The following is a 14,886-nucleotide window of genomic DNA, read 5'->3' on the forward strand; positions in this document are numbered from 1 at the left end:
GTAATTGATAGCAATAAAGATATTATTATGAGAAAATATGATTGTATATGGTTGATGCTATGTTTGGTTTGGACTGGAACGTCCTCTTGCTCTGACAAAAAAAATAGTGCCGACAAACAGGAACAAGGTGTTTCCACTGTTCTTCCTGATGCTAAGAATGAAGTCACTACTCAAATACTAAAGAGACGTGATTTTCATCACGAATTGGTCAGTAACGGTAAAGTAAGTGCTCTCGGACAGGCTGATCTTCGTTTTGAGACAAGTGAAGTTATTGCTCGTATTTATGTGAAGAATGGTGACCGCGTACATAAAGGACAGAACTTAGCTGAACTTGATAAATTTCGCTTGGAGCAAAAGCTTTCCCAAGCGGAAGATGCTTTGTTGAAAGCCGAGTTGGAACTGAAAGATGTATTGATCGGACAGGGATATACCTCCGAAGATTTTAGCAAAGTTCCTGTGGAAACAATGAAACTTGCGAAAGTGAAGAGCGGATATGAGCAGTCGAGATCTCAATATGAATTGGTGAAAAGGGAAACAGAACATGCTACATTGGTTGCTCCTTTCGATGGGATAGTGGCTAATCTGTTTTCTAAACCATATAATTTAGCTAATACTTCCGAGGTGTTTTGTACGGTTATTGATACCCGTGGGATGGAAGCTGATTTTACAGTGTTGGAGAATGAGTTGGCTTTTATTAAAACAGGTGATAAGGTGATGATTACTCCTTATGCCGGAGGAGATTCGTTTGAAGGCAGCGTATCTGAAATCAATCCATTGGTAGATTCGAACGGAATGGTAAAGGTGAAGGCTGTAGTAAACGGACAAGGAAAACTGTTCAGTGGTATGAATGTAAGAGTAAGTGTCAGAAGAAGTTTAGGGCAACAATTGGTCATTCCTAAAACGGCTGTTGTGTTACGCTCCGGTAAGCAAGTGGTATTTACTTTACAAGAAGGTAAGGCTATGTGGAATTATGTACATACGGGATTGGAAAATGCAACGGAATATGTTGTTTCGGATAAATCACAGAAAGGGATTGAAGAGGGGTTACTGGAAGGAGATACGATTATTGTGACCGGAAATCTGAATCTGGCACATGAAGCGGCAGTAAAGGTCAGTGATTAACGGGTCAGTGATGAGTGATTAGTGGAGTTAATTGATAGATAGAAAAACATGATAAAATTTTTAATCCAGCGTCCTATTGCCGTATTGATGGCTTTTACTGCCTGTTTCATAATCGGGCTAGTGACATATAATACTTTGCCTATATCATTGCTTCCGGATATTGCCATTCCGGAGATAACAATACAGGTGTCTGCCGCCAATACCTCTGCCCGTGAACTGGAAAACACGATTGTGAAACCTTTACGGGGACAACTGATTCAGGTGTCTACATTGAAAGATATTCATAGTGAATCGAGAGACGGAGCAGGTATGATCCATCTGTCTTTTGATTTCGGTACTAATACGGATCTTGCCTTTATAGAGGTCAATGAAAAAATAGACGCTGCAATGAATTATCTTCCCAAGGATACTGAACGCCCGAAAGTTATTAAGGCAAGCGCAACGGATATACCCGTGTTTTACCTGAATCTGACCTTAAAGAATGATAGTGCTTATAGTACGATAGGACAGCAGTCTTTCCTTGATTTGTGTGAATTTGCCGAATCGGTGATCAAGCGAAGGATAGAGCAGCTCGAAGAAGTGGCTATGGTAGACGTGACCGGATTGGTGGAGCGTCAGGTACAGATTGTACCCGATGAGGATAAGCTGGCTATGATGGGGTTTTCCATTGAAGATATTGAATCGGCTTTGGCTGCCAATAATGTGGAGCCGGGTAGTATGACAGTACGCGACGGATACTATGAATATAATATAAAATTCTCCACTCTGTTGCGTACCGCAGAAGATGTGAAAAATATATACCTGCGTAAGGGAGACCGCATTGTCCAACTAAAGGACTTCTGCAAAGTTACTATCGTGCCCGTAAAAGAAAAAGGCGTATCTGTGTCGAATGGGAAAAGGGCGGTGACGCTGGCTGTTATCAAGCAGGCGGACGAGAATATGGATAAGATGAAGCAGTCTCTGGTAAGGACGATGGAGCATTTTAGACAGGTGTATCCTGATATTGATTTTAGTATTAGCCGCAACCAGACAGAATTGTTGGATTACACGATCTCAAATCTGCAACAGAATCTAACTTTAGGTTTCCTTTTTATCTGTCTGGTAGCTGTCCTGTTTTTGGGAGATGTGAAATCTCCGTTGGTGATCGGACTTAGTATGGTAGTCTCTATCGTGATTAGTTTTGTTTTCTTCTATCTGTGTAATATGTCCCTGAATATCATTTCGCTTGCCGGATTAATTCTGGCATTGGGTATGATGATTGACAGTTCGATTATTGTGACAGAAAATATATCCCAATACCGGGAGCGGGGCTATTCATTGCGTCGTGCCTGTATAACAGGAACTAGTGAAGTGGTGACTCCTATGTTAAGTTCTTCCCTGACTACCATTGCCGTGTTTGCTCCATTGATTTTTATGAGTGGTATTGCCGGAGCTATCTTCTATGATCAGGCTTTTTCGGTTACAGTGGGATTGATGGTTTCGTATTTTACTGGTATTATGCTTCTTCCGGTGCTTTATCTGCTGGTCTATCGGACAGGTATTCATACCCGGAAATGGAAATGGCTTTCTTTTAAATTCAATAACCCGATAAAGGATCACACATTGGACCGTTTTTATGATGCCGGTGTAGATTGGGTGTTCCGTCACAAAACGTTTAGTGTATTGTTTTGTGTTGTCTCCATCCCGCTTTGTATATTTTTCTTTTTCTTTATCGACAAGCAGCGGATGCCTGATATAGAAGAGAATGAATTGATTGCCCGAATCGAGTGGAATGAGAATATTCATGTGGATGAAAACAGGCGGCGTGTGGATGAGCTTTTTAGGGATTTAAAAGAACAGGTATTGGAGCACACGGCATCTGTTGGCAGGCAGGATTTTCTTCTGAATCGTGAAAGGGAACTTTCTTCTTCCGAAGCAGAACTTTATTTCCGAACGGAAACATCAGAAACAATCATTCCTTTGCAGCAGGAGATATACCATAAACTGAAAGAACGTTATCCACTTTCCGTTATTTCTTTCTCTCCACCGGAGACTATATTTGAGAAACTCTTTGTCACGGGAGAACCGGATATCATAGCTGAATTTTACACCCGTAATAAGGCAAAAGCACCGGAAGCGGAAACGATCCGGAATGTGGAGCTGGAGTTAGCCCGTAGGACGGGAATTGCTCCTACAGGCATTGCCTTTGAGAACCAACTGAACCTAAGTATCAATAAGGAGAAACTATTGCTTTACCGTGTTGCTTACAATGAACTTTATAGAGTCTTGAAAACAGCTTTCCGAGAAAATAGTGTGACTATGTTGCATTCTTACCAGCAATATCTTCCGATCAACGTTGCGGGCAGTGAGAAGACGGTGAATGAAATATTACAGGAAGCACTAATACAGACTGAACCGGACAATAGAGGAAACAGAGAGTACATTCCACTCCGGGAACTGGTGACGGTTACTCCTGCCGAGGACTTGAAGAGTATTACTGCCGGACGTAACGGGGAATATGTTCCTTTTGATTTTTATGGCGTACAGGACGGAAACAAACTGATAAAGGAGGTGAAACAAACGGCAGAAGATATGAAAGACTGGGATACTGGATTCTCCGGCAGTTTCTTTTCTAACAGTGAGATGTTGGATGAACTGGTGGTGATTTTATTTATTTCGCTGTTATTGATGTATTTTATTCTTGCCGCACAGTTTGAAAGCTTTTTGCAGCCTTTGCTTGTTTTGGCGGAGATACCGATTGACCTCGCATTTGCACTGCTTTTACTCTGGATTTGCGGACATACGCTGAATTTGATGTCTGCTATCGGGTTGATCGTTACCTGCGGTATTGTAATCAATGACTCTATTCTGAAGCTGGATGCTATCAATGAATTGCGTAAAGCGGGTGTTCCGTTATTAGAAGCGATACATGAAGCTGGCCGCAGGCGTTTGCGACCGATTATCATGACTTCACTGACTACCATCTTCGCAATGGTGCCACTGCTTTTTTCTTCAGATATGGGTTCGGAGTTACAAAAACCGTTGTCTATAGCTATGATAGGAACAATGTCGATTGGTACGACGGTGAGCTTATTTATCATACCGTTACTTTACTGGTTTATTTACCGTAACAAGAAAATAAGTATTAAGTATTAGTCCAAAAATGAGAGTTATGAATAGATTAAAGAAAAGAATTCCTGTTTTCCTTTGTGTCCTCTGTGTCCTCTGTGGTGAATCCCAGCTTCGAGCGCAGAAACACCTGGTATTGGATTTGAACAGGACAATTTCTCTAGCTAACGACAGTTCGCTGGAATCATTCCGTACGCAGAATATGTATTTATCCGGTTATTGGGAGTATAGGACTTTTCGGGCAAATCGGTTGCCTAGTCTGACACTGGATGTTACTCCGGCACAATATAACCGGGATATAACGAAACGATACGATTCGGGACAGGATTTGGATGTATACCGTACGCAACAGTCTTACTATGCTTATGGAGGATTGAGTGTAAAACAGAATTTTGATTTAACCGGAGGTACTTTTTATCTGGAATCGAATCTTGCCTATATGCGTAACTTCGGAAGTAACAGTGCTACGCAACTTACGAGTGTTCCTATACGAATCGGATATTCGCAAAGTCTGGTAGGATATAACTCCTTCAAATGGGAACGGAGGATAGAACCGTTGAAGTATGAGCGTGTGAAAAAGGAATTTCTCTATAATGTGGAAAAGGTGTCGGAAACGGCTACGAATTATTTCTTCTCTCTGGCTATGGCGCAGGCAGAATATAATCTTGCTAAAGAAAACTTGGCTTCTACGGATACATTGTATCGTATTGGGCAACAGCGTCACCGAATTGCAGCTATCTCACAGGCTGATTTGTTGACATTGAAACTGGATCGTGTGAATGCGCAGAATACATTGCAGAATAAAGCAAGTGACCTGAAACGGGCTATGTTTTCACTGGCTTCTTTTCTCAATCTGGATAAGAATACGCAAATCAAACTGGAACTTCCTTCCCGTCCGGAGATGGTGGATATTCCGGTAGATGAGGCTTTGAGGTGGGGCAGGAATAATAACCCGCAATTGTTGGAACTGAAACAGAATGTACTTGAAGCGGAACGGAATGTGGATAAGACGAAGAAAGAATCTCGCTTTAACGCAAGTGTGAATGCCAGTATCGGTTTTAATCAGGTAGCAGATAATTTTGGAGATGTGTATCATAAACCGATGCAGCAGGATTTGGTGGCAGTCAGTGTTTCTATTCCGTTATTGGACTGGGGTGTTCGTAAGGGTAAGTATAATATGGCAAGAAATAATCTGAATGTAGTGAAGATCTCGGCACGTCAGGATGAGATTAGCATCGAGGAGGAAGTGATTATGACGGTAAGTGATTTTAATATCCAGCAGCAATTGATAGCCAGTGCGGAAGAAGCGTTGGATCTGTCTATACTTGCTTATAATGAGACTAAACAGCGTTTTATCATCGGCAAAGCGGATATAAACAGCCTGACACTTTCACTCAACAGGCAGCAGCAGGCACAACGTAATTTTATCTCTGCCTTGCAGAACTACTGGCTGAATTATTATAAGATACGGAGACTTACGTTATTTGATTTTGCTGCGAAACTTTCACTTTCGGACAGGTTTGATTTTAATGGAGGAAAGTTGGTTAAATGACGAAAATGCAAAATATAGATTCTGAAATAGTAAAATCTCCTAAGGCTTCCGCTTTCACATTGATTGTGGCTTTTGTCTGTGTGGCATTGGTTGGGTTAGCACTCATTCCATTGCTGTCTGTCAAATTGAATCCGTCGCGGACCTTACCCGGCTTCACGGTGAGATTCAGTATGCCCGGTACTTCAGCACGTGTGGTGGAAATGACGGCTACCAGTAAGTTAGAGGCAATGCTTGCCCGTGTGAAGGGTATTCGAGGGATTTCTTCCACTTCAGGAAACGGATGGGGAAGTGTCAGTGTGAATTTGGATAAACATGTGGATGCAGCGGTTGCCCGCTTTGAAGCTTCTACTATTATTCGTCAGACGTGGCCGGAATTACCGGATGGGGTGAGCTATCCGTATATTCAGATGCACAGGCCGGGGCAGAGTAATCAGGGGCCTTTTATGGCATTTACGATCAATGCACCCGCTACTCCTTTCTTAATTCAGCAGTATGCGGAAGAACATATAAAAACGCGTCTTGCACAGATTCCGGGAATTTATAAAATCAACCTTAGCGGAGCTACTCCGATGGAATGGCGATTGGAGTATGATTCGGAACAATTGCGTGCGCTTGGAATAAATACGGATGATATTCGTCAAGCTGTCCGGTTGCATTATCAAAAAGAATTTTTGGGTACTTATGATGTAGAACAGGGTGCTTCGGGCAGACAGTGGATACGTTTGGCATTGGTTCCCGAGCAGGAGGGCAGAGAGTTTAATGCGGAGCGGATAAAGGTAAAAATGAAAGATGGTAAAATCATAGGTCTGAATGAGCTGGTGAAGGTTTCCCGTATGGAGGAGCAGCCACAAAATTATTATCGGATTAATGGGCTGAATTCAATTTATCTGTCGATTGTTGCAGAGGAAACAGCAAATCAATTGGCATTGAGTGAAAAGGTAAAAGCATTTATGGATGATAACCAGCTATTACTTCCGGCAGGATATGAGATTCACACCAGTTACGACGCAACGGAATTTATTCAGGAAGAACTGGGGAAAATTTATTTGCGTACGGGAATGACTGTAGCGATTTTGCTCCTGTTTGTATTGTTGATCACCTTTAGTCCTAAATATCTTTTTTTGATTGTAATCAGTCTGGCTGTTAATATGGCAATAGCTGTCATTCTTTATTATGCGTTCGGATTGGAAATGCAATTGTATTCTTTGGCGGGTATTACGGTTTCATTAAATTTGGTGATAGATAATACAATTGTAATGAGCGATCATTATTTGCGGCGTAGAGATCGGAAAGCGTTTATGTCCATTCTTGCAGCCACGTTGACCACGATGGGAGCTTTGGTTATCATCTTTTTTCTGGATGAGAAGATACGTCTTAATTTACAGGATTTTGCTGCGGTAGTGATTATAAATCTGGGAGTATCACTGCTGGTTGCTTTATTTTTTGTTCCTTCTCTAATTGATAAAATAGGATTGAAACGAAGAAAGAAACCTTCTCTTTCAATAGTTAAATGGAAAATTGGGGAGGTGCGTTGCTTTGTGTGGATACGTTCAAGAATACGTCGGCTTCCGGTTTATTTCAGTCGTTGTTACAGGTGGCTGATACAAATACTTTGCCGTTGGAGGGTGGCGGTATGTATTTTGTTATTGTTGGTATTCGGACTACCGGTATTTCGATTGCCGGAAAAGATGAAAGGTGATGATAGATGGGCGAGAACTTATAATCAAACGTTGGGGACCACCACTTATAAAGAAAAGGTGAAACCGATAGTAGATAAGGTGTTGGGAGGTACTTTAAGGTTATTTGTGCAAAAGGTATATGAAGGGAGTTACTTTTCACGTAATGAAGAGGTAGTGCTTCACGCCAATGCTAATTTGCCGAATGGAAATACACTTGAGCAGATGAATACACTGATGAAGAGGATGGAAACTTATTTGAGCGAATTTAAAGAGATTAAGCAATTCCAGACATCTGTAGAAAGTGCTCGCAGGTCATCTATCCACATCTATTTTTCGAAAGAACACCAGAAAAGCGGTTTTCCCTATACGTTGAAAGCGAATATGATTAGCAAGGCGCTTCAACTGGGAGGTGGAAATTGGAGTATATATGGTTTACAAGATCAGGGGTTCAGTAATGATGTACGTGAGAATGCGGGTTCTTTCCGGGTGAAAATGTATGGATATAATTACGATGCACTGTATGATTGGGTTGAAAAATTAAAAGCAAAGTTATTGTCTCACCGCCGGATTCGGGAAGTGACGATCGGATCTGATTTCTCCTGGTGGAAAGATGATTATATGGAATTCTACTTTAATCTGAATAAACAGCGGATGGCAGAGGAGGGGATTGGAGCCGGAAGGTTATTTTCTGCTATTCACCCGATATATGGGCGAAATATGGAAATAGGTTCGGTAATGGCGGAAGAGGGGACGGAAAAGATAAAACTTTCTTCGTGTCAGTCGGAAGATAGGGATGTGTGGGCAATGCAGTTTTATCCTTTTCAAATAGGAGAGAGGGAATATAAGCTTTCTGAATTGGCAACTGTGGAAAAAGGACAGATGCCACAGGAAGTGGCTAAGGAGAATCAACAGTATCGGCTGTGTTTGCAATATGAGTATATCGGTTCTTCGGAACAGGGAAATAAACTATTGAAAAAAGATCTGGAAGAGTTTAACGAGATTCTCCCGATGGGATATACTGCAAAATCGGAGGATAATAACTGGTCTTGGGGTGGAAAGGACAACAAGCAATATCGTTTGCTTTTGATTGTGATTGCTATTATTTTTTTTATTACGAGTATACTGTTCAATTCTTTGAAACAGCCATTGGCAATAATTTTTGTGATTCCGGTATCTTATATCGGCATGTTTCTGACATTCTATTGGTTCAAATTGAATTTTGACCAGGGAGGATTTGCTTCTTTTGTTTTGCTTTGTGGTATTACGGTTAATGCGAGCATTTATATCTTGAATGAATATAATTCCGTTCGTAAACGCTTCCCGCGTCTTTCACCGCTTCGGGCTTATGTGAAAGCCTGGAATACTAAAGTGATTCCTATCTTTCTGACGGTGACTTCTACCATCTTGGGATTTGTCCCTTTTATGGCAGGCATGGAAAAAGAAGGCTTCTGGTTTCCATTGGCAGCAGGCACTATCGGAGGATTAATAATGTCTGTAATCGGAGTGTTTATTTTCCTGCCAGTGTTTACATTGAAAAAGAAGTGTTTGGTGAAACCTAAAGCTATGCTTTAGCAACTGTAAAGCGTAGCTTTATCCTATCTAAAGCTACGCTTTATAAATCTTACCAATTGTTCCCTGCATTACTGCTACCGATAAGCATCTCCACACGTTGTTTATACAAATTAGCTCCTTCAGCAATATTCTTTCCCGCATCTGCTGTTCCCATTCCGTAGACTACAATAGGGGTTTGCCATGACATTCCCGAATGAATGGCACTTACCTGATAAGGACGTAATAACTCGTCCATCGTGAAGCGGTTTCTGCCGCCACTGCGATACGCTTCGTATTCGGATCCCGTGGTCGTTACCACTGTCAACGATTTGCCGGCGACAGCCGGAGTCTTGGATAGAAAAGTAAAGACTTCATCTTGCCATTTCTTTAGTAATGACGGCGCAGACATCCAATAGAAAGGAAATTGATAGATGACAGCCGAGGCATCGGAAATGATTTTACTCCATTCATCTACATTGAAAGCGATTTCTTGCGACAGCTCGTAAAGATTGAAAACTGCTACTCCTTCCATGTCACTGACAGCATCAACTAATGCTTTGTTTGCTTGTGATTCCTTGATGTTAGGATGTGCCAGCAGAATCACTACTTTTCTTAAATCTTTATTCATTTTTAATCAGGTATTTAGGATGATATAATACTTAACTATAATATATAAGGTGTAAAAATAAGAAAAAGTTCGCGAAAACCAATATCTTAATTAAAAATAAAACAATCCCTCTTTGCTTTTGAATTTGTATTTTTGCATCCACGTTCGTAAGGCGTTATTTTAGATAATAATTTATATATGATAGATTTTAATCAGTTCCCTTCTCCTTGTTACATCATGGAAGAAGAGCTTTTAAGAAAGAACCTGTGTTTGATAAAAAGCGTGGCCGACAGGGCGGGAGTGGAGATCATTCTTGCTTTTAAGTCATTTGCCATGTGGCGCTCTTTCCCCATATTCCGTGAATATATAGATCATTCTACGGCAAGTTCGGTGTATGAAGCCCGTTTGGCATTGGAAGAGTTCGGCAGCAAGGCGCATACATATTCTCCTGCTTATACGGAACAGGATTTCCCGGAAATCATGCGTTGCAGCAGTCATATCACATTCAACTCAATGCAGCAGTTTGAACGCTTCTATCCGATGGTGGTTGCAGAAGGAAGTGGCATCTCTTGTGGTATCCGCGTAAATCCTGAATATTCGGAAGTGGAAACCGAACTTTATAATCCATGTGCACCCGGCACACGTTTTGGGATAACAGCCGATTTGTTGCCCGAAGCATTACCGCAAGGTATTGAAGGCTTTCATTGTCATTGTCACTGTGAATCTTCTTCTTATGAGCTGGAACGTACATTGGAACATCTTGAAGCTAAATTTGCCCATTGGTTTCCACAGATTAAATGGTTGAATCTGGGTGGTGGACACCTGATGACTCGTAAGGATTATGATACCGAACATTTGATAAGACTGTTGCAAGGATTAAAAGCACGCTATCCTCATTTGCGCATTATCCTGGAGCCCGGTTCGGCCTTTACCTGGCAGACGGGAGTGCTGACTTCCGAAGTGGTGGATATTGTGGAAAGTCGTGGTATCAAGACGGCTATTTTGAATGTTAGTTTCACTTGCCACATGCCGGATTGTCTGGAGATGCCATATCAACCTGCCGTGCGTGGTGCAGAGATGGGAAATGAAGGAAAATATATTTATCGTCTCGGAGGAAATTCCTGTTTGAGCGGTGATTATATGGGACTGTGGAGCTTCGATCACGAGTTGCAAATCGGAGAGCGTATCGTGTTCGAAGATATGATTCATTATACGATGGTCAAGACAAATATGTTTAACGGAATTCATCATCCTGCCATTGCCATTTGGACAAAAGAGGGGAAAGCTGAAATATACAAGCAATTTTCTTATGAAGATTATCGTGACCGAATGAGTTGATAATCAAAATGATTGTTTTGCGGTAGGTGCAAAGTGAACAGATTTCTGTGAAAAAAGTAGGCAGAATGTTTGCATGTTTACGGAAAATCCCTACCTTTGCAACCGCAAACGAAAAAATGCGGAAATAGCTCAGTTGGTAGAGCATAACCTTGCCAAGGTTAGGGTCGCGAGTTCGAGTCTCGTTTTCCGCTCATGTTTCTTTGAAATGTTGGAACAATAATCTTTGCCCAGGTGGCGGAATTGGTAGACGCGCACGTTTCAGGTGCGTGTGTCGAGAGGCATGCAGGTTCGAGTCCTGTTCTGGGCACAAAGGTTAAACTTTAAAATTATGGAGAGGTGGCGGAATTGGTAGACGCGCTACTTTGAGGTGGTAGTGACAGAAATGTTGTGGGAGTTCGAGTCTCCTCCTCTTCACAGTTTATGAAAGTGAAATGCGGAAATAGCTCAGTTGGTAGAGCATAACCTTGCCAAGGTTAGGGTCGCGAGTTCGAGTCTCGTTTTCCGCTCCTGTTTCTTTGAAATAATGGAACTAAGTTTTGCCCAGGTGGCGGAATTGGTAGACGCGCACGTTTCAGGTGAGTGTGTCGAGAGGCATGCAGGTTCGAGTCCTGTTCTGGGCACCAATCTTTCAGATTTCTGAATGACGAAATTTAGTTTGCGGAAATAGCTCAGTTGGTAGAGCATAACCTTGCCAAGGTTAGGGTCGCGAGTTCGAGTCTCGTTTTCCGCTCCATATAAGATGAGGTTGTCAGTCGATAAGATTGGCAACCTTTTTTTGTATAATATTGGAAGTTTACCGGACGATTGTATCGATAGATTGAACGGAAAAGCGTAATTTTGCAAACGAAAAAATCAATGTACTCCCCCCAAAAAAGAGCGTCATTGATTCACACAGACCTTTAATTAATTTAACTATTTGTGATATGTTAACACAGATCATTAATGCACGCATCCTCACCCCGCAAGGCTGGTTGAAGGATGGGTCAGTTCTTATTCGTGACAATAAAATTCTGGAAGTAACCAATTGTGACCTTGCAATTATCGGAGCCAAACTGATTGATGCCAAAGGAATGTATATTGTTCCGGGAGGTGTAGAAATCCATGTTCACGGTGGCGGTGGAAGAGACTTTATGGAAGGCACCGAAGAGGCTTTCCGGACAGCAATCAAAGCTCATATGCAGCATGGCACTACCAGTATTTTTCCTACTCTTTCTTCTTCTACCATTCCAATGATCCGTGCAGCCGCGGAAACTACAGAGAAAATGATGGCGGAGCCTAATAGCCCTGTGCTCGGGCTTCATCTGGAAGGACATTATTTCAATATGGCGATGGCAGGTGGACAGATTCCCGAAAATATCAAAGATCCCGATCCCGAAGAATATATTCCGTTGCTGGAAGAAACTCATTGTATCAAACGTTGGGATGCCGCACCGGAACTTCCCGGAGCCATGCAATTTGGTAAATATATCACAGCGAAGGGGGTGTTGGCTTCGGTAGGACATACCCAGGCCGAATTTGAGGATATACAGACAGCCTATGAGGCGGGATATACGCATGCCACTCATTTTTATAATGCAATGCCGGGATTCCATAAACGGAAAGAGTACAAGTATGAAGGTACGGTAGAAAGTATTTATCTGATTGATGATATGACAGTGGAAGTGGTGGCAGACGGTATTCATGTGCCTCCAACAATCTTGCGCCTTGTTTACAAGATAAAAGGAGTGGAACGCACTTGTCTGATAACGGATGCATTGGCTTGTGCCGCCAGTGATAGTCAGGTGGCTTTTGATCCGCGTGTGATTATCGAGGACGGAGTATGTAAGCTGGCAGACCATTCAGCACTGGCGGGAAGTATTGCAACGATGGATCGACTGATTCGTACCATGGTGCAGAAGGCGGAAATACCTTTGGAGGATGCCGTGAGAATGGCCTCCGAAACTCCTGCCCGGATTATGGGAGTACTCGACCGTAAAGGAACGCTGGAGCGTGGCAAGGATGCCGATATAATTGCTTTAGACAGAGACTTGAATGTGAGAGCTGTATGGGCGATGGGAGAACTGGTGGAAGGCACCAATAAACTGTTTTAAATCTAATAAATAACGAAAACTATGTTGACTCAAATAATAAATGGAAGAATATTGACCCCGCAAGGCTGGTTGAAAGATGGTTCCGTATTGATTTGTGATGGAAAAATATTAGAGGTGACCAACAGTGATTTGGCGGTTATCGGTGCAACGGTTATTGATGCCAGAGGGATGACGATTGTGCCCGGATTTGTAAGTATGCATGCACATGGAGGTGGCGGACATGATTATACGGAAGCAACGGAAGAAGCATTCCGCACGGCAACTACTGCACATCTGAAACATGGTGCTACCGGGATATTTCCTACATTATCATCTACCTCGTTCGAAAGAATCTACCAGGCAGTTGATGTCTGTGAAAACCTGATGAAAGAGAAGGATTCTCCTGTTCTTGGCCTGCATATCGAAGGTCCTTACTTGAATCCGAAGATGGCGGGAACACAGTATGACGGTTTTCTGAAAACTCCGGATGAAAATGAATATATTCCTTTATTGGCGCGTACGTCTTGCATCAGACGTTGGGATATTAGTCCCGAACTACCCGGTGCACATGATTTTGCAAAGTATACCCGTTCGAAAGGAATTATGACTGCTGTTACACATACCGAAGCCGAATATGATGAAATTAAAGCTGCATTTGCAGTAGGATTTTCTCACGCCGCTCATTTCTATAATGCGATGCCGGGTTTCCATAAACGCCGTGAATATAAATATGAGGGTACAGTGGAAAGTGTGTATCTGACGGATGGAATGACCGTGGAAGTGATTGCGGATGGTATTCACTTGCCTGCCACTATCCTGAAACTAGTTTATAAGTTGAAAGGCGTGGAGAATACCTGTCTTGTTACCGATGCTTTGGCGTATGCCGCTTATGAAGGGAATGAACCGATTGATCCTCGTTATATCATAGAGGATGGCGTATGCAAGATGGCGGATCATTCTGCGTTGGCCGGTAGTTTGGCTACGATGGATGTATTGGTTCGCACCATGGTGAAGAAAGCCAATATTCCTTTGGAAGATGCTGTGCGTATGGCTTCTGAAACTCCTGCCCGTTTAATTGGAGTGAGTGACCGGAAAGGGGCGTTGGCAAAGGGAAAGGATGCCGATATTGTGATTCTTGATAAGGAGTTGAATGTACGATGTGTATGGTCGATGGGAAAGATTGTTCCGGGAACTGATATTCTGTTGCATAAAGAATAGTTGAAATAATCTCCAAAGAGGAGGGTCATAATGAATAATAAAACGCAGATTAACACAAATTATCGCAGAAATAATTTTATAAGTCATTGATTAATATATCAATATAAATGAAATAATCTGCGATAATTTGCGTTAATCTGCGTTTTGACACACTCCCTATTATAAAAGCCAATGTTCTGTATGATATCAAAAGTCCGGCAGTTTATCATCATCAGAAGTATCCCGGACTTTTAATGTATTTTTATTCTGAAAGTAAACTGGTTTCTATCAGTTCTTTCAATTGGTTTTTATTCATAGTGCCTAATTTCATTGTCGGTTTGCCGTTCAGCGGGCAAAGTAACAGGTTGGGAATGGTGCGGATTTTAAATGCACTTTCCAATTCCGGTTCCTGATCGACATCTACTTTATAAATATCTAATTTCCCTTCGTATTCTTTAGCTAGTTGGTCTAATATAGGCGATAACGCTTTGCAATAGACGCACCACGGGGCATGAAAATCGACCAGGCAAGGTTTATTCCCTTTGAGGTTCCAGTTATCAGGATAAGATTGATAATCAGCTACCTTCTCTACAAAACTATCTTTGGTTAAATCTATTATTTTCATATATTCTATTTTTAATGGTTCATTTCATTTTCTCTACT

General features: G+C 42.0%; 9 protein-coding genes and 6 tRNA genes. 13 read left to right on the forward strand and 2 right to left on the reverse strand.

All coding sequences use genetic code 11. The features are described from left to right. The first annotated feature begins 27 nt into the window (after window positions 1–27). From DXA54_RS00060 to DXA54_RS00075, 4 genes are read left to right on the forward strand one after another with little or no spacing between them, the layout of a single operon-like run. Window positions 28–1,122 (forward strand): efflux RND transporter periplasmic adaptor subunit, encoded by a 1,095-nt coding sequence (locus DXA54_RS00060; protein ID WP_004312283.1) that lies wholly within the window; start codon window positions 28–30, stop codon window positions 1,120–1,122. 48 nt (window positions 1,123–1,170) lie between these two features. Then, a complete protein-coding gene (locus DXA54_RS00065; protein ID WP_120078802.1) occupies window positions 1,171–4,257 on the forward strand; it encodes an efflux RND transporter permease subunit in 3,087 nt (1,028 codons plus the stop codon). A gap of 16 nt (window positions 4,258–4,273) precedes the next feature. Further along, window positions 4,274–5,782 carry a TolC family protein gene (locus DXA54_RS00070; RefSeq protein WP_004312281.1) on the forward strand — a complete coding sequence of 503 codons (1,509 nt, stop codon included), beginning with the start codon at window positions 4,274–4,276 and terminating at the stop codon, window positions 5,780–5,782. A gap of 5 nt (window positions 5,783–5,787) precedes the next feature. Continuing rightward, entirely contained in the window at window positions 5,788–9,033 is a 3,246-nt protein-coding gene (locus DXA54_RS00075; protein WP_120078854.1) for an efflux RND transporter permease subunit, read from the forward strand. A 49-nt stretch (window positions 9,034–9,082) separates the two neighbouring features. Here the strand turns inward: DXA54_RS00075 and DXA54_RS00080 are convergent, their stop codons facing one another. Further along, complete coding sequence (locus DXA54_RS00080; protein WP_004312279.1) at window positions 9,083–9,640, reverse strand: NAD(P)H-dependent oxidoreductase; 558 nt, start codon at window positions 9,638–9,640, stop codon at window positions 9,083–9,085. A 177-nt stretch (window positions 9,641–9,817) separates the two neighbouring features. On the opposite strand from DXA54_RS00080, the gene nspC reads away from it, so the two are divergent. The 9 genes from nspC (at window position 9,818) to nagA (DXA54_RS00125) (ending at window position 14,244) form a co-directional block, all read left to right on the forward strand. Further along, window positions 9,818–10,957, forward strand: coding sequence for a carboxynorspermidine decarboxylase (nspC, locus tag DXA54_RS00085; RefSeq protein WP_004295718.1), 1,140 nt, complete (start codon window positions 9,818–9,820; stop codon window positions 10,955–10,957). Window positions 10,958–11,075: 118 nt separating this feature from the next. Continuing rightward, window positions 11,076–11,148 (forward strand) — tRNA-Gly (locus DXA54_RS00090). A gap of 34 nt (window positions 11,149–11,182) precedes the next feature. Continuing rightward, a tRNA-Leu gene (locus DXA54_RS00095) sits at window positions 11,183–11,264 on the forward strand. A gap of 23 nt (window positions 11,265–11,287) precedes the next feature. After that, window positions 11,288–11,371: transfer RNA gene (locus DXA54_RS00100), tRNA-Leu, on the forward strand. 19 nt (window positions 11,372–11,390) lie between these two features. Next, window positions 11,391–11,463 (forward strand) — tRNA-Gly (locus DXA54_RS00105). Window positions 11,464–11,495: 32 nt separating this feature from the next. Beyond that, window positions 11,496–11,580 (forward strand) — tRNA-OTHER (locus tag DXA54_RS00110). A 34-nt stretch (window positions 11,581–11,614) separates the two neighbouring features. Continuing rightward, window positions 11,615–11,690 (forward strand) — tRNA-Gly (locus tag DXA54_RS00115). Between the two features lie 190 nt (window positions 11,691–11,880). Beyond that, a complete protein-coding gene (gene nagA, locus DXA54_RS00120; protein ID WP_004295719.1) occupies window positions 11,881–13,047 on the forward strand; it encodes an N-acetylglucosamine-6-phosphate deacetylase in 1,167 nt (388 codons plus the stop codon). A gap of 21 nt (window positions 13,048–13,068) precedes the next feature. After that, on the forward strand, window positions 13,069–14,244 hold the full coding sequence (gene nagA, locus DXA54_RS00125) for an N-acetylglucosamine-6-phosphate deacetylase (RefSeq protein ID WP_004303528.1): 1,176 nt from the start codon (window positions 13,069–13,071) through the stop codon (window positions 14,242–14,244). A 241-nt stretch (window positions 14,245–14,485) separates the two neighbouring features. Here the strand turns inward: nagA (DXA54_RS00125) and DXA54_RS00130 are convergent, their stop codons facing one another. Beyond that, on the reverse strand, window positions 14,486–14,848 hold the full coding sequence (locus DXA54_RS00130) for a thioredoxin family protein (protein WP_120078803.1): 363 nt from the start codon (window positions 14,846–14,848) through the stop codon (window positions 14,486–14,488). Window positions 14,849–14,886: the final 38 nt, after the last annotated feature.

The sequence above is a fragment of the Bacteroides sp. OF03-11BH genome (genome assembly GCF_003604005.1).
Lineage (GTDB): Bacteria > Bacteroidota > Bacteroidia > Bacteroidales > Bacteroidaceae > Bacteroides > Bacteroides ovatus.